Source organism: Saccharibacillus sp. CPCC 101409 (assembly GCF_030518235.1).
Classification (GTDB): Bacteria; Bacillota; Bacilli; order Paenibacillales; family Paenibacillaceae; genus Saccharibacillus.
In genome coordinates this window covers 189,255-211,093 of sequence record NZ_JAULSA010000009.1, presented here as the reverse complement: position 1 = coordinate 211,093, position 21,839 = coordinate 189,255, and the positions used below count along the sequence as shown (strand labels likewise).

General features: G+C 57.6%; 19 protein-coding genes. 1 reads left to right on the top strand and 18 read right to left on the bottom strand.

Features of this window, described 5'->3' with window-relative positions:
* Window positions 1-530: 530 nt before the first annotated feature.
* The 14 genes from QWJ34_RS18880 to QWJ34_RS18815 form a co-directional block, all read right to left on the bottom strand.
* Complete coding sequence (locus QWJ34_RS18880) at window positions 531-1,787, bottom strand: hypothetical protein (RefSeq protein WP_302730231.1); 1,257 nt, start codon at window positions 1,785-1,787, stop codon at window positions 531-533.
* Between the two features lie 106 nt (window positions 1,788-1,893).
* The gene (locus QWJ34_RS18875; RefSeq protein ID WP_302730230.1) at window positions 1,894-3,405 is read right to left on the bottom strand and encodes a sensor histidine kinase; all 1,512 of its coding nucleotides are present in this window, start codon (window positions 3,403-3,405) and stop codon (window positions 1,894-1,896) included.
* Complete coding sequence (locus tag QWJ34_RS18870; protein ID WP_302730229.1) at window positions 3,402-4,166, bottom strand: response regulator transcription factor; 765 nt, start codon at window positions 4,164-4,166, stop codon at window positions 3,402-3,404. The genes QWJ34_RS18875 and QWJ34_RS18870 overlap by 4 nt, the downstream gene beginning before the upstream one ends.
* A gap of 199 nt (window positions 4,167-4,365) precedes the next feature.
* A complete protein-coding gene (locus QWJ34_RS18865) occupies window positions 4,366-5,994 on the bottom strand; it encodes a tetratricopeptide repeat-containing diguanylate cyclase (RefSeq protein ID WP_302730228.1) in 1,629 nt (542 codons plus the stop codon).
* A gap of 215 nt (window positions 5,995-6,209) precedes the next feature.
* Window positions 6,210-6,929: a GTP pyrophosphokinase gene (locus QWJ34_RS18860; protein WP_302730226.1), complete on the bottom strand. Its 720-nt coding sequence runs from the start codon at window positions 6,927-6,929 to the stop codon at window positions 6,210-6,212.
* A 382-nt stretch (window positions 6,930-7,311) separates the two neighbouring features.
* Window positions 7,312-7,491, bottom strand: coding sequence for a hypothetical protein (locus QWJ34_RS18855; protein ID WP_302730225.1), 180 nt, complete (start codon window positions 7,489-7,491; stop codon window positions 7,312-7,314).
* 55 nt (window positions 7,492-7,546) lie between these two features.
* Entirely contained in the window at window positions 7,547-8,185 is a 639-nt protein-coding gene (locus tag QWJ34_RS18850) for an ABC-2 transporter permease (RefSeq protein ID WP_302730223.1), read from the bottom strand.
* On the bottom strand, window positions 8,178-9,047 hold the full coding sequence (locus QWJ34_RS18845) for an ABC transporter ATP-binding protein (RefSeq protein ID WP_302730221.1): 870 nt from the start codon (window positions 9,045-9,047) through the stop codon (window positions 8,178-8,180). Before QWJ34_RS18845 ends, QWJ34_RS18850 begins: the two co-directional genes overlap by 8 nt.
* Window positions 9,044-9,424, bottom strand: a complete 381-nt coding sequence (locus QWJ34_RS18840; RefSeq protein ID WP_302730219.1) for a GntR family transcriptional regulator — start codon at window positions 9,422-9,424, stop codon at window positions 9,044-9,046. The genes QWJ34_RS18845 and QWJ34_RS18840 overlap by 4 nt, the downstream gene beginning before the upstream one ends.
* Window positions 9,425-9,862: 438 nt before the next feature.
* Window positions 9,863-10,987: a nucleotidyltransferase domain-containing protein gene (locus QWJ34_RS18835; protein ID WP_302730218.1), complete on the bottom strand. Its 1,125-nt coding sequence runs from the start codon at window positions 10,985-10,987 to the stop codon at window positions 9,863-9,865.
* 219 nt (window positions 10,988-11,206) lie between these two features.
* On the bottom strand, window positions 11,207-12,202 hold the full coding sequence (locus QWJ34_RS18830) for a hypothetical protein (RefSeq protein WP_302730216.1): 996 nt from the start codon (window positions 12,200-12,202) through the stop codon (window positions 11,207-11,209).
* An 88-nt stretch (window positions 12,203-12,290) separates the two neighbouring features.
* Window positions 12,291-13,079 (bottom strand): Rpn family recombination-promoting nuclease/putative transposase, encoded by a 789-nt coding sequence (locus QWJ34_RS18825; RefSeq protein WP_368046870.1) that lies wholly within the window; start codon window positions 13,077-13,079, stop codon window positions 12,291-12,293.
* A gap of 317 nt (window positions 13,080-13,396) precedes the next feature.
* Window positions 13,397-16,204, bottom strand: coding sequence for a chitinase N-terminal domain-containing protein (locus QWJ34_RS18820; protein WP_302730215.1), 2,808 nt, complete (start codon window positions 16,202-16,204; stop codon window positions 13,397-13,399).
* 201 nt (window positions 16,205-16,405) lie between these two features.
* The gene (locus QWJ34_RS18815; protein WP_302730214.1) at window positions 16,406-17,428 is read right to left on the bottom strand and encodes a UDP-N-acetylmuramate dehydrogenase; all 1,023 of its coding nucleotides are present in this window, start codon (window positions 17,426-17,428) and stop codon (window positions 16,406-16,408) included.
* A 204-nt stretch (window positions 17,429-17,632) separates the two neighbouring features.
* Here QWJ34_RS18815 and trhO point away from each other — a divergent pair, with 204 nt between their 5' ends.
* Window positions 17,633-18,514, top strand: coding sequence for an oxygen-dependent tRNA uridine(34) hydroxylase TrhO (gene trhO, locus QWJ34_RS18810; RefSeq protein ID WP_302730213.1), 882 nt, complete (start codon window positions 17,633-17,635; stop codon window positions 18,512-18,514).
* 223 nt (window positions 18,515-18,737) lie between these two features.
* Here trhO and QWJ34_RS18805 read toward each other — a convergent pair whose 3' ends face one another.
* From QWJ34_RS18805 to QWJ34_RS18790, 4 genes are all read right to left on the bottom strand, one after another.
* The gene (locus tag QWJ34_RS18805) at window positions 18,738-18,914 is read right to left on the bottom strand and encodes a hypothetical protein (RefSeq protein ID WP_302730212.1); all 177 of its coding nucleotides are present in this window, start codon (window positions 18,912-18,914) and stop codon (window positions 18,738-18,740) included.
* Between the two features lie 123 nt (window positions 18,915-19,037).
* Window positions 19,038-19,289: a YolD-like family protein gene (locus QWJ34_RS18800; RefSeq protein WP_302730210.1), complete on the bottom strand. Its 252-nt coding sequence runs from the start codon at window positions 19,287-19,289 to the stop codon at window positions 19,038-19,040.
* 198 nt (window positions 19,290-19,487) lie between these two features.
* Window positions 19,488-20,558 (bottom strand): LLM class flavin-dependent oxidoreductase, encoded by a 1,071-nt coding sequence (locus tag QWJ34_RS18795; RefSeq protein WP_302730208.1) that lies wholly within the window; start codon window positions 20,556-20,558, stop codon window positions 19,488-19,490.
* A gap of 51 nt (window positions 20,559-20,609) precedes the next feature.
* Window positions 20,610-21,659, bottom strand: a complete 1,050-nt coding sequence (locus QWJ34_RS18790; protein WP_302730206.1) for an acyltransferase family protein — start codon at window positions 21,657-21,659, stop codon at window positions 20,610-20,612.
* Window positions 21,660-21,839: the final 180 nt, after the last annotated feature.

Below are 21,839 nucleotides of genomic sequence, written 5' to 3'. Positions count from 1 at the left end.
GTGTTCCGTCAACGGATCGACCGCTGCTGTTTTGCCGCCGACTGGCGGCTCCCCCTGTCCCGTGTCCTCTCCATCTTTTCCCAACTCAAAAAGCCCGTACTTTTGTACGGGCTTCAGGTTGTTGAGCAAGCCTGATATTGTTCCAAACGGAAAATAGCGGCACAGGTACACTTATTTCAGGCAAAGTGCTTCGGTTTTTTCAAATAGCGACGCAGGGGCAGCTATTCGGGAGCCAAAAGCCGAATCGAAGCGGAAAAGCTCGAAATAAATGTATGAGCGACGTTATTTTCTCGAAAACGTAAGATTAAGCCTGAATAATGGCCTATACGCAGCTATTTTAGATTCATCTTACCGCTCGCTTTATTTCTCCAGACCTTTCCCCGAGCTTTCATTCCAATCGACCCTGCCTAGGGCGTGTCTGCAAATCTGCTTCCATCGAGGTTTGAAGACACGCCCTGGCAGCCTCTACGGCCTTTTTTACGAATAGGACTTCCCCAACATCCGCGGCCGTGCAATCGTACGCCCCGCCCTCACCATGAAACCGTCACAATCGTCGTCTTCGCCTCCAGTTTCCCCGTCACCCACTCCGACTTGGTCACCATAATCTTGGTGCCGGACGGATTCCACTTCATCTCGCCGCCCGCGTCCGCCAGGTCCGGCGACAGCAGGAACGATTCGCCGGTGTCGGCGTCCGCGATATAGAAGCCGTTTTTGCCGGAATTCCCGTTCGACGTCACGATATACGCCAGGCGTTTGCCGTCCGGGGACCAGCCCGAACCGAAAAATCCTTTGCCTTCGGCCAGCGTTTTGATCTCTTTGCCGCCCGGTTCGGTCAGCAGCAGTTCTTCTTTCGTATCGCCGACGATCTTCACTACCGCGAGCTGGGTATCGTCGGGCGAAGGCGCGAGGCTGGTAATGGGACTGCCGACTTCCGAATTCCGGTCTTGCTGTTTGTCGTACACGAACATGCCCCATTCCGTATTCGACAACCCGTAATAGATCCGGCCGTCGGAGGCCGCCTTCATGGAACCGGCCATCACGATTTCATCTTGCGACGCCTGCGTCAACTTCGTTTCTTGGCCCGACAGATCGGTTTGATACAATCCGCCGTCGCCTTCTTTGGCGTACACGACATGTTCGTTATCCAGCCAGCCCGCATCCAGCGAAGACACATTCTCGCCGCCGGATTCCACCCGCGTCCGCTCCCGGCTGTCCATCTCCATGATATAAGCGGCGCCGCTCATTCCATTGTCGTTGATCATAAACAGATGCTTGCCGTCCGGCGACAGCAGCGGCACGCCCCAGTTCCTGCCGTCGCCGCCGTAGAGCAGTTCGTCTTCGCCGGTCGACAGGTCGCGGATATACAGGCTGTACGGCTGCATCTGCGTTTCGCCGATCCAGACCTTTTCCGCGTCCGGATCGGGCTTGCGGATCACAATCCGGCTGTCGTCGAGCCAGGTATCGCCCAGCGTCTCGTCCAGCTCGTCGATCTTCTCCAGCTTGAGGCCGGAGTAGACCGACTCGTTCGGATTGTCTTTGACCGTGACGGCCGCGGACTGGCCGCCGGAAGCATCCGAAGCGCCCGAAGCCGGACTGGACTCGGCAGCGGTTTCCGCGCCGCTTCCACTTTTGACCCGCACCGTTTCTTCGCCGCCGCAGCCGCCGAGCAGCGCCATCGTCAGCGCGCCGCCCAGCAGCAGCGGCGCGGCGCGCAGCTTTCTTTTTCGATCCGATAATTGTGCCGTACCCTTGCCGATCATCCGCTTCCCTTTGTTCAGCCTATCCATTTCGTTCGTCCTCCCCTGCCCGATCCCGTGGTTGATACCTCTAGCATAGCCGGGAAATACGTCCAAAATATCTCCAAAGCGCCGCGAAAATGTTGCTTTGCCGCGTTTACTCCGCGCTCTTGCCCGATTCCGCGGCCGGAAAGCTCAATTCGAACGACGTTCCTTCGCCTTCGGTTTGCAGCAGCGCGATGCGCCCGCCCTGCGTTTCCACCAAGCGCTTGACCAGGGACAACCCCAGACCGCTGCCCCCCGACAATCGGGCGCGGTCTTTGTTTACGGTATAGAACGGTTCGAAGATCTTGCCCCGCGCTTCGTCTGGAATCGACAGCCCGGTATTGGACACGACCAGCCGCGCCCGTTTTCCGTCCGCGTCGAGACCGCTTTCGATCCGCGCGAATCCGCCGGGACGGTTGTATTTGATCGCGTTGTCCAGCAAATTCGTGCAGATATGCATAAAGCTTTCGGCGTCGCACCAGATGACGGCCGGAGACGCGTCGAGTTCCAGCGTCACGCCGAACTGTTCGGCTTTGCCCCGCATGCGCGACACGACGTCTGTGAGCGCCGCGGGCACGTCCACTTCCGACGCTTCCAGCTCGAAGTCGTAGCGTTCCAGCGCGGACAGCCGCAGCACTTTTTCCACCATTTCGTACAAACGCTGCGCTTCTTTGCCGATACTGCCTCGCGCTTCGCCCAGGAGCTGCGGGTCGTCGCCGTACATCTCCAGCAGTTCCGTATACGCTTTGATCGTGGTCAGCGGCGTTTTGAATTCATGGCTGATATTGCCGATATACTGCTTCTGCCGGTGCTCCAGCGCCTGAAGCCGTTCGACGGCCTGCGCCAGCTTGGCCCGTTCGTCTTCCAGCCCCGCGATACTGCGCTCGATCTCGCCGCTCATATACGTGATGCCCCGCCCCAGCTCGCCCAGCTCGTCGCTGCGCCGCAGCGGTTCCGCCGCAAGAAAACGTCCCTGCCGAATCTGGTCGGCCGACGCTTTAAGCTTCAGGATCGCGCTTGCGAAGCGGCTGTAATACGCATAACCGAGCAGGAAAGCGGCCAGTACGACCGACACCCCGACAACCAGGAATAAACGCCGGATCGCGTCATAGAACGTGCCGTAGCTGCCGACCGGATAATCGAAACGGATCGCCCCGATCTGCCCTTCCGGCCCTTCCACCGGCGCAAAGTACAGCAGCGTATCCGGATCTTCCGCCTGCTTGAAATAAGCGATCTGCCCGGCAAGCGCGTAATCCAGCGATTCCAGATCCGCGCCCTGCAGCTGCCCGGTCTGGCCCCTGGCCGCGCGGACCGACGAGCCCAGCACGCTGCGGTCTTTGGCATACAGCGTTACCGGCATGCCCGTCAGGTCGGCCAGCTCGCTCGCCAGCCTGACGCCTTCGCGGTTGTAGAACGACGAAGCTTCGATCTGCGGCGTTTCCGTATAATATTCCTGCTTGAGTCTCAAGTTGGCAAGCTGCGTTTGTCTGGCGAGCACTTCTTCGATCTGCGCCGTCTGGTTATCCTGGATGCCGCGCAGCACCAGCCAGCTCAGCAGTCCGACGCTCAGGATCAGCAGCACCGCCAGAAAAAGCGTGAACTTGAGCCGGATGCCGATCTTCATGCGGGCGCTCCGGCGGAATCGTCTCTGGGCGGCGCAGCCGCTTTATAGCCGACCCCGTATACCGTTTGCAGCAGCGTCTGATGCTCGTCGCCCAGCTTTTTGCGCAGCCGCTGCACATGGATATCCACCGTGCGCGTGCCGCCGGCGTAGTCCATGCTCCATACCCGGTCGAGCAGTTCGTCGCGCGTGAACACCCGGGCTGGGCGGGACACGAGCAGCGTCAGCAGATCGAACTCTTTGGGCGTCAATTCCAGCTCTTGGCCGCCGAGTTCGGCCGTGCGGTGCGAGATGCGGATGCGCAGCTGCCCCAGCTCTATGCGGTCGCCCGCTTCTTCGCCGTCCGCTTCGCTTTTGTCCGATCCTTCGGAAGCCTCGCCCGCCGCCGGAGCGCCGTTTTTCTCCAAACGCCGCAGCAGCGCTTTCACCCGGGCCAGCACCTCGCGGATCTCGAACGGTTTGGTCATGTAGTCATCCGCGCCCAGCTCCAGCCCGACGATCTTGTCGATCATGTCGTTCTTGACCGTCAGCAGGATAATGCCGATTCCGCTGCGGTTCTCCAGGCGGCGGCAGACTTCGTAACCGTCCATCTTCGGCATCATTACGTCGAGCACCAGCACGGACGGCCCGAACTCCTCGACCCTGCGCAGCGCTTCCTCCCCGTCGGCCGCCGTCTCCACTTCGTATCCTTCGCGCCTCAGCGCGTAGGATATGGCGCTGCGGATACCCGGTTCGTCGTCGACGACCAGCACTTTTTTGTCCATGAGGCTTCCTCCTTTTCCGCTTCTCTTCCCCTTATTAAACACCATGTCCCGTCCAATCTCCAAAACCGCCCTTTTTCGAAAAGGTCGCCCGCGCTCTCCGCCGCGGGACTCGCCACCGTCCGGCACAGCACGGCAAACAGCCGCAGCGGGGCCGGTTGGCCCGTCTGCGGCTGAGCGATCGAGTCTTAAGTTCCAAAAATCAGCAGTCGGCCACGACCCGGTCCTTGCCGGAACGCTTGGCCGCGTACAGCCGGCGATCGGCCGTCGACAGCAGCTCGGCGCGGCCGATATCGCCGCCCCGCACCGTATGCACGCCGATGCTGGCCGTTACCGGCAGTCTGCCGGTAATCGGGCTCCAGTCCGCCGTGCGGATCGCGTGGCACAGCCGCCCCGCCAGTTCGCGCCCCCTGCGCTCGGCCGTTCGCGGGAACACGGCGACGAATTCCTCGCCGCCGAGCCGGGCGACGACCGCCGGTTCGGCGACCGTCACCGACAGGATCTTGGCGACGTGAATCAGCACCGTGTCGCCCACTTCGTGCGACAGCGTATCGTTGATCCGCTTGAAGTAATCCAGGTCGATGATCGCCACGGTCAGCGGCGTGCTCGTGCCTCTCGCTTCGGCCAGCAGCGCATCGATATGCCCGTCGATAAAGCGGCGGTTGCGCAAACCGGTCAGCGGATCGCGCAGCGCCATCTCGCGGAAATGCTCGCTGCTGCGGCGCGCTTCCTCCGCTTCGAACACCGCCTGAAAGATGCGGGCTTTCGCTTCGCGCTCGGTCGAGCGCAGCGTTTCCGACTCCGCATGGAACAAGCGGTGTTCTTCGTAGGCCTCTTTGTAATGCCCGGCCGCGGCGTGCAGCTCCGCCTGGCGCAGCCGGACCTGGACGCACAGCCCGGTCAGGCCGTGCTCGTCGCACAGATGCCGCGCTTCGTCGAGCGTGACCTGCGCTTCGTCCAGCTTGCCCTGCAGAATCTGGGCCTGCGACACAGTCAGCATACATTCGGGCAGCGAGACCAATTCGCTGAGCTGGCGCTGGGTCGGATCGTTCAGCACCGGGAACAGCGTTTTCTCCGCTTCTTCCGGATGGCCGAGCAGAATTTCGCCTTTGGCGATCGTATCGAGCAGCAGCGCGATCAGCGGAAATCCGTGGCGTTCGGACAATTCGCGGATTTGCCCGATCAGTCTCGACGCGGCTTCCAGATCGCCCAGGTCGTAATAGGTATAGGCCATATTGTTCAGCGCGTACAGCGCAAACTGCACATCGCCCGTTTCGCTTGCGATTTGCAGCACTTCTTCAAAGCGCTGCCGGGCGTCTTCGAACGAACCCGATTCGTCCAGCGCCAGCGCCAGGATCATCAGATGGTCGGCGCGGGTGGCCGGCGCGACGCCGCTCGGCAGATGCTTGAGCGCGCGCAGCGCATGTTCGAGCGCGCTGTCGTGATCGCCGACGCGCCGGAAGAAGCTGGCCAGCAGACGATGGCTGCGCGCCAGGACGTATTCGTTCCCGCACTCTTCCGCCCAGGCGTTGATCTTGCGGATCAGGCGGCCGCTCTCGGCGACCTTGCCCTGCCGGCTGATAATATCGGCATGCACGAGGCGAACCCGCTGCAGCAGATCTTCGCGATCCAGGGCGGCGGCCACGGTCAGCGCCTGCTGGACCGGCGCGACCGCCGCATTGATGTCGCGATAAGGCAGAATTTCCAGGATGTCGAGCGCATGTTCGAACTCTTCGTGCCCGCCGCTCCCCGACTCCGTCCGACGGAAGAGCAAACCCCAGTCCGGCAGCGACTGCGCGTCGGACCCTGGTTGTAGATATGGTTCCGGCAAGGTGACCCCTTCCTTTCACGGCAATATTCGGCTTATGGGCCGTGTGAGGCGTATAAGCCCCAGACCGCCGGTCCCATGTTCGGAAAAATTCCAAGTAACCCTATACTAAGGCGGCGGCGAGCTAAAATCAATGATTTTATCGACCTTTTGTCCTGTTTTATAGGAAAAAAAGACCAATCCGGAAGAACTCCGATTGGCCTGTTACGGTTTGTTCGTTACTGCCCCAGAATATCGAGCAGCGAGCCCGGAAGCTGAAACTGCTGTCCGTTGATCTTGATCGTTTGCAGCAGCTCGCGTTCTTCGGCGTCGTGCGCGTCCTTGATCGCCTGGACTTCATGCTGGAGGCGCTCCATCTGCTGATCCAGCGAGTAGGCCGAGTCGGCCGCCGCTTTCAGTTCGCCGAGCAGTTCCTCCGGCACGTCCTGATTGTATTTATAGAAGATCTTGTGCTCCAGACTGGCCCAGAAGTCCATCGCGATCGTGCGGATCTGAAGTTCCACGCAGACGCGCTCCGTGCGGTCGGACAGAAATACCGGCACTTCCACCAGCAGATGCAGGCTGCGATATCCGTTTCCTTTGGGATTGGAGATATAGTCTTTGATTTCCAGCACGTTAAGATCGTCCTGCTGCTGAAGCATCTCGCTGACTTTGTAAATGTCGGAAATAAACGAGCATGTAATGCGCAGGCCCGCGATATCGCGGATATGCTGCTTGATCGAGTCCAGGGAAACCTCGTGATTTTTGCGGATCAGCTTGTTGACGATGCTTTCCGGCGACTTCAGACGCGACTTGGTGTGTTCGATCGGGCTGTAGTCGTGCAGCGTCTGGAATTCCTGCTTGAGAATGTCGATCTTCGTTTCCATCTCGTCGAGCGCAAACTTGTAGGTCATCATAAAACGGGTGATCTCGTCGCGAAACGACTTGAACTGTTCCATCGGCACACGGCCGCCTGGCAAACTCAAAGCTTTGTTGTCCATGATAAGTCTTTTTCGTTCCTCTCTGTCAGGGCGCACCCGGCAGTCCCGCGACCGGCAGCCTTTAAAATATCGTCCTACCCTGAATATCGGTCACTTTAAGTATAGAGCTTACCCGGACGTTTGACAAATTTTGAAGTTTCTTAGATCTTAAAGTTCCTGTTCGTAAAAGAAGCTTAGGCGCTGCGGGAGATATTCGTTTCGGTCGCGTGTTGAAATTGGGAAGACTGATTGGATTTTTATGTGGAATCTTCCCAATTTCAAAGGCGAACGCTATCGCTCCTACACTGAATATCTCCCTCCGCTAATTGGCTTTCTTTACAAATCGAAATCTTTCAGATCTTCAAACTTCGTTGTGGAAGGAAAAGCGTTTCGCGAAAAGCGGTTCTTCGTTTCGTTCGGAGGGACGGCAGCGGTTAAAGTTCTCGGTGAATGTACAAGCTTGGCGGATAGGAAGCATCATCAGCAGATAAGGATAGCTCATCAGCACATCTTTACGGACCAGATACACGATATTCCGCATCGCTCGTCCCTCCTTTACGCGGCTGTACGATCTTCTCGACTATGGGTTGAAGCGTTTATACATCTCTTCGTTCATACAGCCGCCACGATAGAAGCAGCGACAAGATCAGCAGCAGGACAATCGAAAGCATGGCGATCAAAAGTCCGGGCGCTGCGCGCCAGACGCCGTCGTTAATCCAGCGCTGCATGGTGAGCGAATCTTTCAGCAGATAACCAAACGTGGTGCTGCCGACGATGACCAGTACAATGAATGCGAGCCGGACGGCCTGCATGCCTTTCGGTCCCAGCCAATAGTAGAGCGGGAGAAACACAGAGGCGAGCAGCAGGTTGATCCCGAGCACCGCGACGGATTCCTGCCAGTGAACGGCCGATATCGGTTGTCCCAGCAGTTCCGCGACTATTTTCATCATGAGACCCAGTGCAATTCCGATCAGGGTATAAGGAAGAACGCTTGCGTATCTGGCCAGTACGATCCGGCGGCGGCTGACGGGAAGACTTGCGATAAAGCGCTGATTCGCCGGCTGAATTTCGAGCGTGCAGGCGGTAATCAGCATCATCGCCGACGGCAGAACCGCGTAATACATAAACCCGCCTGTTTGAAGAAAAGCCATATACCCCAATAGCGGAATCAGCACCAGCATATAGCGATAAACGAGCAGGATATCTTTGCGGATCAAGTAAGCGATATTAGACATACGCGGCCGCTCCTTTGCTTGTAAAATACACGATCTCCTCCAGCGACGGCCGCTCCAGCAGCGCCAGATCGCCGAAAGCCCGCTGAGCCGCCGCGCGGTCGGAGACCAGTCCTTCGAAACCGACGTCCGTCTCCCGGATTCCGGTAAACAGCCCGCGCACATCGTCGTCCAGCAGCTCTTTGCCGCCTTTGACCAGCACATGCCGTTCCAGCACATCGTCTTTGGTTTCGTCGAATACGAGCCGGCCTTTATTGACGAACACGATATAGTCGGCGATCCGATCAAGGTCGTTTGTGATATGGCTGGAGAACAGGATCGAACGCGTGTCGTCCTGGATCTCCTCGGTCAAAAGGTCCAGCAGTTCGCGCCGGAACACCGGGTCGAGGCCCGCCGTCGGTTCGTCCATAATCAGCAGATCGGCGGAATGCGACAGGGCGACGGCGAGCGAGAACTTCATCTTCATGCCTTTGGACAATTCTTTGATCTTCTTGTTCTCGGACAGCTCGAACCGTTCCAGATAACCGCGAAACTTCTCCTCGTCCCAGCTGCCGTAAAACGGCGACAGAATCTTTTTCATCCGCTTGATGGTCAGATGATCGTAGAAATAGTTCTCGTCCGATACGTAACCGATCCGCTCGCGCAGCTGCGCCGATTCGCCGGCCAGCCGGTGCCCAAACAGTTCGATACTGCCGCTGTCCGGACGGACCATCTGCATCATCATGCGAATCAGCGTGCTTTTGCCCGAGCCGTTCGGTCCGATCAAACCGGTGATAAAGCCCTGCCGTACGCTAAAATCGATTCCTTGCAGTTCAAACGAACCGTAACGCTTGCCGACGTCCGAAACTTTAACCGCTTCACTCATGACTCTTCCCCCTCGTAGATCATGGACAGCATATGCAGCAGCTCGTCCCTGCCGATTTGCAGCGCGCGGCTTTCTTCCGCCGCCTCGGCCAGCTTGGCTTCCAGCGCTTTGAGCCGCTGTTCGCGAATGAATTCCCGATTGATGCCGGAGACGAACGATCCTTTTCCGACCATTGAATCGATCAGCCCTTCGCGCTCCAGTTCTTCGTAAGCCCGCTTGGTGGTAATGACGCTGATCTGCAAATTTTTCGCCAGCTGCCGGATCGACGGAAGTGCCGCGCCCGCTTCGAGCTCTCCCTGTATAATAGACTGCCGGATCTGGGCGACGATCTGCGCATAAATAGGTTCGCCGGACGAATTGGAAATCAGGATATTCATGGCTGTCCTCCCTGTGCCTGGCGTTGGTGGAGTAGAATCCGCCATCGAGCACTTTGTATATGTTCAATATATACATTATGTACATAACTGTCAATCGTATTTGAGGATGGTTTTTACATGCGAAAAAACCGCGGAAGTGAATTCCGCGGTTGGTGTTGATAAAGTCCTATTCGTAAAGAAGCTGTAAAGGCTGCGAGAGAAATTCGTTCCGGTCGCGTGTTGAAATCGGGAAGACTGATTGGATTTTAAAGTGGACTCTTCCCGATTTCAAAGGCGATCACTATCGTTCCTTCACTGAATTTCTCTCTCCGCTTATGCAGCTATTTATCAAAACGGACTTTTCCAACATATTCACCGCGGAAAATAATTCCGCGGTTTTTCGATTTTGTTTTTGCGGTTTGGATTTGGGTTTGCGGCTGCGGAAATGCGACCTGTCGTTTATTCCGTGTCCAGCAGAAACCGGCGGAACGGCTCAAGGTTGTCGAATCTGCGGATTTCGACGCCTTGTTCGCGCAGATAACGTTCGAGAAAGGTCTCCAGCATATGGGCGGCGGATTGCAGGGCGAACAGATTGTCCGGGTCCAGCAGCGGGGTCAGCGCCGGAAGTTTGGCGCGTTCGGCGATCTTTCTTCCTTCTTCGGCAGCGATGCGGCCGAATTTCCAGGTTCCCGTTTCGCAGAACACGAGAAAGCGGTTCAGCTCGCTGTCGGCCTGGACCGCCGAGAAGAACGCCAGCTCGTAATCGCGGCGTTCGCAGGCGGACTGCACTTTGTCCAGTATGCCTTTGAACTCTTCAAAAAATCCTTCGCCACGCTGCGGGTAATCGGGTTCTGTCTCATACCGCGCCAGCTGACGCCGAATCAGTTCCGCGACCTCGTCGACCAGCCGCTCGCAGGCGGCGATCACTTCGGGAATATTCGCGCTGCGCAAGATGAGTTCCAACGTCGCTTCGAACTTTTCGGGACGAATCGCAAAGTCGAACATCTGCGACAAATTGCGGCCCCAGCCTTTGTTATAAGTCGTCCGGTTGAGCAGCGCCAGCGCTTCTAGCGCCGGTGCCATGACTTCGAAAGCCATCTGCCGGCATAAGGAAAGTTCCTGCCCCGCTCCGCCGCGCCGCAGCTCGTACAGGCAAGGATAGGCATCGTTCAAACGCTGCCGGGCGCGGCTGGCAAATTCGGCGTCTCCTTCGAAGGAACGTATGTCTTTAAGCTGGTGTTTCAGCTGATTGAAACGCTCCAGGTCTTCGTCCGAACGGACGTACAGCAGCTTGCAGTCGGCCAGGATGCCGGCTTTGGCGTCTTCCATTCGCGCCATGCAGCCCGCCCGCTCCCAGCTGATCGGCCAGAAATCGAAGCTGATTCCATTCAGAATAAATGCAAGTCCGGCTTTATGGCCGGCCGGCGTCGCCGGAATAAAGAAAAAATCGAGATCGGAGCGCTCCGTCGCCGTACCGTCCAAATAAGAACCGTAATAAGCGGCGATCGCTACATCGTCGGCGTAATCCCGCCGGATACGTTCGATCAGCGCGGCCGAAACGTCGAATACGTTGAATGCTGCCATACCGTTGTCCCCCGTTATCCGTCCGCCGTACAGCCGGCAGACTTGTTTTTTTATCCTACCATCGGCGCCGGCTTTGAAGCAAAGTCGAGGCAAAAAGCGCGGCGGCAGCCGGGGCGGGAAATGCGGCAGCCGGAACCCGATGAGAGCGTGCGACAAAAAGCACCGGCGGCTGCCGATGCTTTTATTGGATGGAAATTCCCGCTTGGAAACTCCCCCGATCTATTTAACCGATACAGCCATCGCCAGGGCTTCCAGCGGCACATGATCGGTATCGATCTGATAGACGACGTCGCCTTTGTTCCAGGCCACCAGATTGCGCACGCGGTCGCCGCCTTCGGCATATTCCGCCCGCACCCGTCCGGCATCGTCCGGAGCGGGCAGCGAATGCCCTTCCAGGTAATCGACCATTTTCTTCGCGATGCCCGGCTGATCCATTTCGTCTAAGCTGAGCGACTTAACTTGAAGCACCCAGCGCCCTTCTTTCCAGCTCAGGTACTGCGTGCCGGCAGCGCCTTCCTGCATCCCGACGATATCGTGTCCCAGATCCACCGCCATCTCCTGCGGGATATTGTCGAGATCGCCGGCATCGAAAAAGATGTCTTTCACACTTGTCGGATCGTCGTACGTTTCGGCGTTATAGATCGCAAGGATCGGCGTCGATTCGTCCGGGTTCAACGAATCGTCGTCCACCGGAACCGGCTCTTCCGTTTCGTAGAACACGACATTGAACGCATTTTCCTCGTTTTTCTCGATCGAAGCGGTCAGATATTTGCCTTCCGCCAGCTCGAACTTCGTCGGCAGCTCGGCGTCCGCGAGTTTCAACTGCGCGCGCACCTGATCGACGACGCCTTCCGGATCGGCGGCGTTGCTGTCCGGCTGATCGCCTTCCTTCGAATCGTCCGCCGGCGTCGACTCGGAATCGTTCGAGCCGCCGGCGGAATTGTCCGCCGGTTCTTTTTCTATTTCGGCGCTTGCCGCCGCATCCGGCTGTTCGCCGGTGCCCGCGGCCGCTCCGTGCGCGCCGCCGTCTTCGGTTGCCGCGTCGGACGGGGCGTTCGCTTCGTCCGGGGCGTTGCCGGGCGACGTTCCACAGCCGTTCAGAGCCAGCGCCGCGACCAGCACGGCGGGACCCAGCTTCATCCATCTACGATTGGAAGCGCGGCTCATGAATTCGGAATCGTCGGTTTTGTTCGGTCTGCGATAAATTCGGTCCATCATGATCTCCTCCTTCTTCCCTTGTACCTTCCTTTACCCGAAGAAGAAGAGACCAAACAATCGCCAATTTCTTAAAGCGTCGTCCGGCTTACCGGTTATCGCCGCGCAGATTGCGGATTTCCTCCAGTTCCAGACCGGTCGCTTTGGCTATGATCTGCTCGTCGAGATCCATTCCCAGCATGCCGAGCGCCACCACTTTTTTGCCTTCTTTTTCGCCTTGGGCTCTGCCCAGCTCTATGCCTTTTTCAAGGCCGCGGGATTCGGCCGTACGCGCAGCTTTGATTCGCGAAGCTTCGTCCATCAGAAACTTCTGCCGGTCGTAATAACGCTGACGAGCTTCTTCGTCCTGACTCAACACTTCCAGCGTATCCAGCGCTTTGTCCAGTTTCGGTTCGCTCATGCTCAGCACCTCCAGTTGGGATTTGTCCGCATCTTTCGCATTTTTCAAAAAAAGCAGCCAGTTTGCAAGCCCCGCGTCCTTTACGACGACCGTCTCTGCGCTAAGCTTGGTGAGTTCCAGAAAATGAATTTCGATATCGTCCGTAAGTGGAATCCCGGTCCGATCTTCGCTTAAATGGAAAACGTTATGGTAAAGTTCATTATCAAGTAAAGAGAAATTGACAATATTGATTGTGATGCAGCGTTTGAGCATATCGTAAGTTTGACCGCGAAGCAGCTGGCCTGAATACTGTTTACTCCAGTAATACAACGTTCTTTTCTCCATATCGAATTGATTGAACAGCTGCATCTCCACATTGATAAGTTCGCCTTCAATCGTTTTGGCTCGAATATCGAGAATCGACTGTTTCTCTTGCGGAGCGTCTTTGTCCGTGTACGGGTCCAGCAGCTCCAACCTGATCAGCTCCGTTTGATTTATTATAACAGCGGTTCTTATTTACGAACAGCAGGCAAAGCGGACTGGCAGAACCGGTTATTTAGCTCAGAATAGCATATTTCGATTATCTTTCAATGCCTTATCGTTAGAAAAACCAATGGTTTCAAAAGAAATCAAAAACATTGATATATCAGGCTTAATAATTGGAAATCGGCTTGCCGGTTTATAAAAAATATCTGTTTTAAAATAAAATTCCGAATTACTCTTGCGTGCGCGCAAAGAAAAACCGGCGCTATCATTTGGGATCAAATGATAGCGCCGGTTTGTTTTTCTCGGTACTGCTCAGAGATAAGCAAGCTTTACGAAGCGTGCTGCTGTTTGAGGGTATTCACTTTCACCCGCAGAACCGAAGTGTCGGTTTCGCCGGCCGCATTTTTCAGGACGGCTTTATACGCGTAGATGCCCGGAGCTTTGCCGGCAATCTCGGTCACGGCGCGCTGAGCCGCCGGCGTTGCCGCCGTCAGATCCTGCGTATCGATGAGTTTGCCGTTCTCGTACAATTCGTACTGGGTAGCATTCGTTCCCCACCACAGATTCATCGTCACTTTGTAGCTGCCGTCGCCGTCCCAGTTGTCGTCGGACAATACGCCTTCGCCTGGCGAAGCGTCGGTTACTTTGACTTTCAGCTGCTCGCTCTTGCTCGTGCCGAAGCGGTTGGTCAGCTCGACGACGTAATTATACGTACCGTTTTTCTTGCCGGTCACCGGAACGACGACCTGCTGCGCGTTCGGGGAAGCGTCTTTCAGCGAACCGCTGCTGATCAGCTGGCCTTCTTCGTACAGTTTGTACGAAGAACCGTTGTTGCCCCACCACAGATTCATGATGACGTTGTAGCTGCCGTCCCGAAGACCGTTATCGTGGCCGTTGTCGTCCATCAGGACCGGCTTGCCCGGAGCGGCGGTCGCCGGTCCGTCCACCGGAGGCTCTTCCACGCCGGCGGCTTCGACGATATCGGCCGCGCCGCGCGGTTTGAGTTGGAACACGTCTTTGAAAATGGCGGCTATGCCCGTAATATCGACTTTATCGCCTGCGGAGAAAGTAAATTGGCTCTGCGTCAGGCCGGTGCGGCCGTCGACGCGGACATGCGTCGTTCCGTTGTCCGATACGGCGTCGAATTCAAACGATCCCGTCGGCGTTGCGGAAACCACATTCTCCACCGTTACGTTCTTCAGTTGGATCAGCTGGCCCTGATTGGCGGCCGTTACCGCCTCTGCGGCTGCCGGAGCCGGCAGATCGGCTGTTCCGGTCTTCTCGATCGCCACCGGCGTCGTAAGTTCCAGCTCGGAGTTGTACAGCGCCAGCGGAGCCGTTACGCGGATCTTGTCCCCCTGATGAAATCCGCTCTGGCTCTGGTAAACGTAGATCCCGCCTGTTTCGTCCTGGAGATAGAAAGCCTGGCCGCCGAAAGCGCCCGGCTCGGTCGTTACGACGCCTTCAAGCGTCACGACCGTGCCTTCGGACTGCGTGCGGGCCGAAGAGATTGTGCTCAGCTCCGGAATCTGGCTGCCCGGCTCTTCGACTTCCGGCAGCGGCTGCGCCGGCACATTCGCCAGCGTGACGCTCTTGGTCAGCAGGTTCGTGCCGTTCTGGCGCAGGCGCAGGCTCGCGGCGCCGCTGGAACCCGGCTTGATGCGCACGTTCAGGTCTTTGTAAGCGAAGCCGTTGGCATCGGCCGTTACGCTGAACGTCTGGCTGTAGCCGTACGAAGTCGGCCAGGTACCGTCCGCGTTCTGGATCATGGCGACCTGTGTGCCTCCGGTTACGTAGATGCCGGCGCTGTAGCCGGACAGCGTCGCGTTAGGCGCCAGGTTGTCGAGCTGGACGCGGATCTGGAACTGCTCCGCGTTCGGCAGCGGATCCTGGTGCACCAGGCTGTATTCCGGGTTCGAGACCGAAACGGTCGAACCGTAAGAGCCCGGCTTGAACGTCGAAGCGTCCCACCATTTGTAGCCGGCCGCCGGAGCCGCCCAAGGTTCGGCCTGAGGTTCGGTCGAAGCCGAAGGCTCCTCGAACGCCAGCAGCTGCGTCGGCTGATCGAGCGTCAGGTTCTCGACCTGGGTCAGGCTGGTGTAGCTTTCCTGATCCGCCAGCCAGTCGATCACATTCAGCAGCAGCGTACCGTCGTCGACTTCCTTGAAGCCGTCGTAAGTCGTTTTCTTCGCGCCGGTTTCTTCGCGCAGATACTTCGGCGAAGCGTCTTCGACCGGCGAAGAATCGCCGATGAACGCCGCTTTGCCCAGACCGACCTTGGAGACGGCCACGTAAGGGCCTTCTTCGAGGCCGCCGCCGTTATAGACGCCCTGGTCGACCGCATTGCCCCAGGCCTGGTTCGTTTTCGGCAGGTATACGATGCCTTTGGCTTTCTCCGGATCGATGATCGCCAGCGTGGAGCCGGCGTGCATGGCCACGCTGCTCACGCCTTCGGTGATGCCGAATGCCTGATCGGGAGCCACGATATTGTTCGCGTTGATATCGCCGAGCGCGTTGTAGCGGAAGCGCACGCCGAAGTTGTCGGCCAGCCAGTCGGAGCTTTCCACGCCCTGCATCGCCGCGGAATTGCGCTCTTCCGTGCTCATGCCTTTGGCCGGATCGGTCCAGGCGCCGCGGCGGTAGCCGTTGATCGCTTCCGAGCCGTCCCAGCGGTTCTTGTTGCGGTCCGCGTTATAGTGGTCGCCGATAAAGAAAATGCTTCCGCCCTGCTGCACGTATTGAAGCATGGCCGCCTGCTCGCTCGTCTTGTACGGCACGTTCGGCTCCGCAATCACGAAGACGTCGTAATCCGACAGATCGGCCAGCGTAATCGGCGCAGTCTTGCGCAGCTCTTTGACGTAATAGCCGTCCCCGGCGATTCCGTTGCCAAAGTCCGAGAAGCCGCCGTCGATGACCCAGTCCGCCGCGCCCGCCGTCTGGGCGTGCGTGTTGTCGAACAGCACTTTTTTGCCGGCGTTTTCGTTGACAATCTTCGCATTGATAAACGGCGCCGGATCGCTTGCCGTCTCCGCCGATACCGGTTGAACCGCGAACAATCCCGTTTCGATCGTCGCCACCATAGATAGCGCCAGCGCAGCCTTCATTCCCTTAGACTTCAACCGCGAAAACTTTCCCACTTAACCGCCTCCTGTTGGATCTGTTTTTGAAAACCCGTTTGTGAAAACATTTTTCAACAAAGCACGATTTTGGTATCGGGTCTTTTGATCCTCATTCTAGCATGAGTTTCGGCGAGAAGGTTCACAATTTCGTAAAAATCACAAATTAATTTGTAAAATCAGCGTAAAAGCCGAACATTGTCGAAATTTATCACCGGATAGTTAGACAATGACCAATTCGGGTTCCGGTACGAAACCGAACTGTGCTTCTACCTTCTCCTGCACCAGCTTCACCAGATCGGTCACGTCGCCCGCTTTGGCGCCGCCCCGGTTCTGGATGATATTGCCGTGGTGGTCGGAGATTTTGGCGCCTCCGCGCACGGTCCCCCGCAGTCCCAGCCGGTCGACCAGCTTGCCCATCGGCTCGCCGATCGTATAGTTGTTTTTGAACACCGAACCGCAGGACGGATAGTCGAAATGCAGTTTGCCGCCGCGATCGGCGATCACGTCAAGCAGTTCCTGGCGCACGTTCAGCCCGGCCCGGGCGGCGGCGTTCAGCTCGTTTGTGTAATGGCGGAAATAATTCGGCAGTACGGATGTGGGCAAATTTTTCGCTTTCAGCCGCGCGAACAATTCGTCGGTTTGCGCCGGCGTCAGCTGCGGATCGACCGGAAGTTTGAGGTCCGCTCCGACGACGATCAGCGGCCTGCGCATAAAAATGGACGTTTTATAACCATACTCGCAGCCGCTGAGCGGAATCGGAACGATGCCTTTTTCCGGATGCTCCTTGTCGATCACGTAAGCCGTTTCCAGCACGTCGCTGATCTGGTGGCTGAAATATTTGGCGTTCATGTAAATGCCCGCTCCGAGGGTGCCCGGCAGCAGGAAAGTAAAATCGAACGAGTCGATGCCCGTATACAGCCCGAACAGCGCCAGCAGCGTCATCGGCGTGCCCGCGGATACGAACAGGCGGCCCGGCAGCAGTTTGAACTCGATATGCTCCTTGAGCGAGAAAAACAGCATGTCCGGGTCCGGCGCATCCGGGAAAAGGGTGTTGGAGCCCATGCCGAACAGATACGGATTCAATCCTCTCGTACGCGCTCCGTCCAGCAGCAGAGCCACTTCCTCGGTTGAGCGGGGCAGCGCCAGATGCGCGGCTTCCCCGCCGATCTCATAAGTCGAATACGCGGCCAAATCCACACCGCTGCGGCAGAGACGGTCGAACATTTCTTTTTGCGAAGTCATTGTGTTAACTCTCCTTATTTCTGTGCTAGGGGCGGCCCCCGTGCTGCAATCTATGGATAATCCGGTTTTTCGTCCGCGAACCCGTTTGAACCGCAATCCGTTCCGATTGACGAAAACCGATAAAAAGTCTAAAATTTTAAGTTGCACGCCAGCATCCTACAGGAAGCGGCGGCAAAAATCAATGGAATTTCAGGTGATAACGTTATGGAAAAACAACCTTACCGCATTTTGCTGTTCTATAAATTCGTGCGTATCGACGATCCCGAGACGTTTACGGCCGAGCATTTGCAGTACTGCAAGGACCTGGGCGTCAAAGGACGCATCCTGATCGCGAGCGAAGGCATCAACGGCACGCTGTCCGGCACGTACGAGCAGACCGAACGTTATATGCAGGCACTGACGGCCGACCCGCGCTTTGCGGACACGGTGTTCAAGATCGACGAATCCGAAGAACATGCGTTCAAGAAAATCTTCGTGCGCCATAAAGAAGAGCTGGTGACGTTCCGGTATGAAAAAGAACTCGATCCGAACGTTCAATTCGGTACGCGCCTGTCTCCGAAAGAGTTTCACGAGCAGCTGCAAAAAGAAGAGGTGATCGTGCTGGACGGACGCACCGATTACGAGTACGATCTGGGCCACTTCCGAGGCGCGATCCGTCCGGATATCGACTCGTTCCGCGATTTTCCGCAGTGGATTCGCGACAATATGTCCGAGCACAAGGACAAAACGATCCTGACCTACTGCACGGGCGGCATCCGCTGCGAGAAGCTGACCGGCTTTATGCTGGAAGAAGGCTTCGCGAATGTGGCCCAGCTTGAAGGCGGCATCGTGACTTACGGCAAAGATCCCGAGGTGCAGGGCGACCTGTTCGACGGAAAATGTTATGTATTCGACGAGCGCATTTCGGTTCCGATCAATCAGGTGGCGCCGAGCGTCGTGGGCAAATGTTATCACTGCGACGAGCCGACCGACGTGTACGTCAATTGTCCGGTGTGCAATCTGCAGCATCTGGTATGCGAGTCCTGCGCGGACGAGCACAGCCATTACTGCTCGGACGTTTGTAAGGAGACGGTGACGGCGGTGTAAACGTTGGTTAGGGCGCGCTGGGAGATACTGCGACGCGCTGGGAGACGCTGCGGGGCGGGGGAGCTTTCGATCGCTTGTTGAAATCGGATTTCTTGAATTGGCACCCGTTAAACGGGGAAATCCGATTTCAAAGGCGAACGCTCCGCTTCTCCAGCTTCCCCCGCCCCTCCGCTACGTATACGCGTTCAGCCGGGTTTTTGTTGTGGCCGTGAGGATAAATTCCTCACGGCTTTTTGGCGCGGGCTTCGCCCAACGCGAACTGCGGCATGGCGTGGGCTTCGCCCGACGCGAACTGCGGCATGGCGTGGGCTTCGCCCGACGCGAACTGCGGCTTGGCGTGGGCTTCGCCCGACGCGGACTGCGGCTTGGCGTGGGCTTCGCCCGACGCGGACTGCGGCATGGCGTGGGCGGGCGTCGGCAGAAAAAAGGCTCTATCCGGCTTGGGGACCGGGCAGAGCTTCTGATTGGGCGGAGAAACGAGCGCTCGGGCTGCTCCGCTTCGATGAATCGATTGCTTTGCGGATCAATCCCGCGGATAGTTGACGGCCATGATATCCATAAACGGAACTTTGTCCAGTTCTTCGCCCTTTTGTACGTGTACGCGGCCCGTTCTCGGGTCCATCTTCACGATCATGCCGCGGGCGGCTTCTTCCCGTCCCCAGACTGTCAATTCCACGACGGATTGCTCCTGATAGGCCTCAGTCAGTTGATTCCCGATTTCTTCCAGAACGAATTCGTCGCGAGTCGGCCTTTTTGCGACTTTACCTTTTGCCAAACCGCTTCCTCCTTGCGCATTGCGTGATTTCTTCATTATAGCATTATTATGTCATCAAGTCGCGTCAAAAAGATGTTTTTTGTAAAAAAATACGCACAATTGTTCGCATTTATTTTTGGCAATAAAAATCCCCCGAGCCAATCCGCGTTTGAAGGATACGCATCGGCTCGAAGGATAAGAAAAAGTAGGTGTCAAATTTTACTCTACCGTTTGGGACTGCCGAGACGGGAGCGCGATTCCGGCCAGGATCTCATAAGAATGAAGCCGCTCGGCGTGGTCGTAGATGCCGCTGGTCACGATCAGTTCGTCGGCCTGCGTGCGCTGCATCAGCAGGTCGAGGCGTTCGCGGACGGTCGCCGGATCGCCGACGACGGCGGACTCCATGCGCTTGCGCACAGCCGCGAGTTCCAGCGGATCGAGCCGGGACGACAGATCGGCCGGCGGCTGGATCTTGCCCGGGCGGCCGCGGGTCAGGGCGATCACCTGCTGCTGCATGGTGGTGGACAGGAATTCCGCCCGCTCCTGCGTATCGGCGGCGATCATCGACACGCCCAGCATCACGTAAGGCGCCTCCAGCACGCCGGGTTGAAACGTGCTGCGGTAGACGTGCAGCGCGCGGTCGAGATAGTCCGGCGAGAAGTGGCCGGCGAACGAGAACGGCAGGCCGAGCGCGGCGGCCAGGCGCGCGCTGAAATCGCTGGAGCCCAGCAGCCAGATCGGGATATTCAAGCCTTCGCCGGGCACGGCGCGGATCGGCGCGTGGTACGAAGTCGCCGAAGCGTCGAAAAAGCCGCGCAGTTCTTCCAGCAGCTGCGGGAAATCTTCGCCGCTGTTGATATCGCGGCGCAGCGCCTGCGAAGTACGGCGGTCGCTGCCCGGCGCGCGGCCGAGCCCCAGATCGATCCGGCCGGGATACATCGATTCCAGCGTGCCGAACTGCTCGGCGATCACCAGCGGCGCGTGGTTCGGCAGCATGATGCCGCCGGCTCCGACGCGGATCTTCGACGTTCCTGCGGCCAGGTAGCCGATGACGACCGAGGTCGCCGAGCTTGCGACGCCTGGCATATTATGATGCTCCGCTACCCAGTAGCGGTTGTATCCCCATTGTTCCGCGCGGCGGGCCAGATCCAGGCTGTCCCTGAACGCGTCCGACGCGGTATGTCCTTCAAGGATCTGCGAGAGATCCAGCACGGATATCGGGATATCCCCGATCTTTTTCAAGGACGAGTCCTGCAATTCCGCATTGCGCGTTTCTTCTTCGTTCGTCATTGCATTCATTCCTCCATCATCAATTATTCGCTTCGAAGCCCAGGGCGTGTCTTAGTCGTTTCTCGGCTGCGGCCTGCGCTCGCGCCGTCCTCCGCTTCCCTGTTCGGCCGGATCGGCTTTCTTGAACCATCGGTCCAGATTCGGCTCAAGCAGCCAGCGGAAGCGGCTCATTACCGGCTCCGACGAGAGGAACGCGGTCAGCAGCAGGCCCAGCGGAATCAGCGCCGCCATCCACCAGCCCGCTCCGTAATGGTCGTACAGCCAGGAGGTCGGCAGGCTTCGCACGACAAACCCGTGCAGCAGATACGCGTACAGCGTATTGCGTCCGAGTTTGGAGACATGCGGAACGGTGCGTCCGGTCATCAGGATCATCACCGCGCCGCCGATCAGCACGGATGCGGCGTAAGCGGCGATCCGATATAGACCGGCCGTCCATTCGGGATGGCCGAGCGCCCGGTACGGCAGGCTTCCGTAGAACCATTCGGCCCGGATAAAGCTCCCGTACTTTACCATGATAACCCCTGCGGCTGCCAAAACAAAAATCGACAATCCTTTCAGCAGCGGCGTGCGCAGGCGGATAATCGTTTTTTTATCCAGATAGTAGCCGGCCAGGAAAAACGGAAAAAACACGATCGTCCGCGAGATGCTGGCGTAATACTCGGCATCGGTCGCATAACCGGCCAGCACGGCGACCACGATCGAGATCGGCAGCGCGCCTCGGATCTTTACCGCATAAGGCAGCACCGCTTTCCAGATGATCGAACTGAAGATGAACCACATCAGCCAGTACGGCGTAAAATAGGAAAACGTCAGCCGCTGGCCGCCCGAGAACGCGTAATCGTACAGCGAATACAGCGTCTCGAAGATCAAATAAGGCACGACAAGCGATCCGACCACTTTGATCCGGTAATCGGTGCTCGTGATATTTTTACAAAAGTAACCCGAAATCAGCACGAACAGCGGAATATGAAAAGCGTAAATCGTTAAGTAAAGCGGCCGCAGGGCCGGATCTGAGCTGAGCGGTTCGATCGCGTGGCCGACGACGACCAGCGCGATCAACAGAAATTTTAGATTGTCGAAATAGGCGTCCCGATGGGCCATCCTCGTCCCTCCTCTGCACGGCTTGTGCCGTTCCCGCCGCAAATCCGGCGGGCTTTTGTTGCCTGGGGACCTTATACCCGCCACATCGAAAGCTGAACCTGCAAAAAAGCGGCTCCGCGTCCAAAAACCCGGCGGGTCCCCGTACTCAAGCGAGAACCCGCCGGGTTTTCTTTTGCCTAT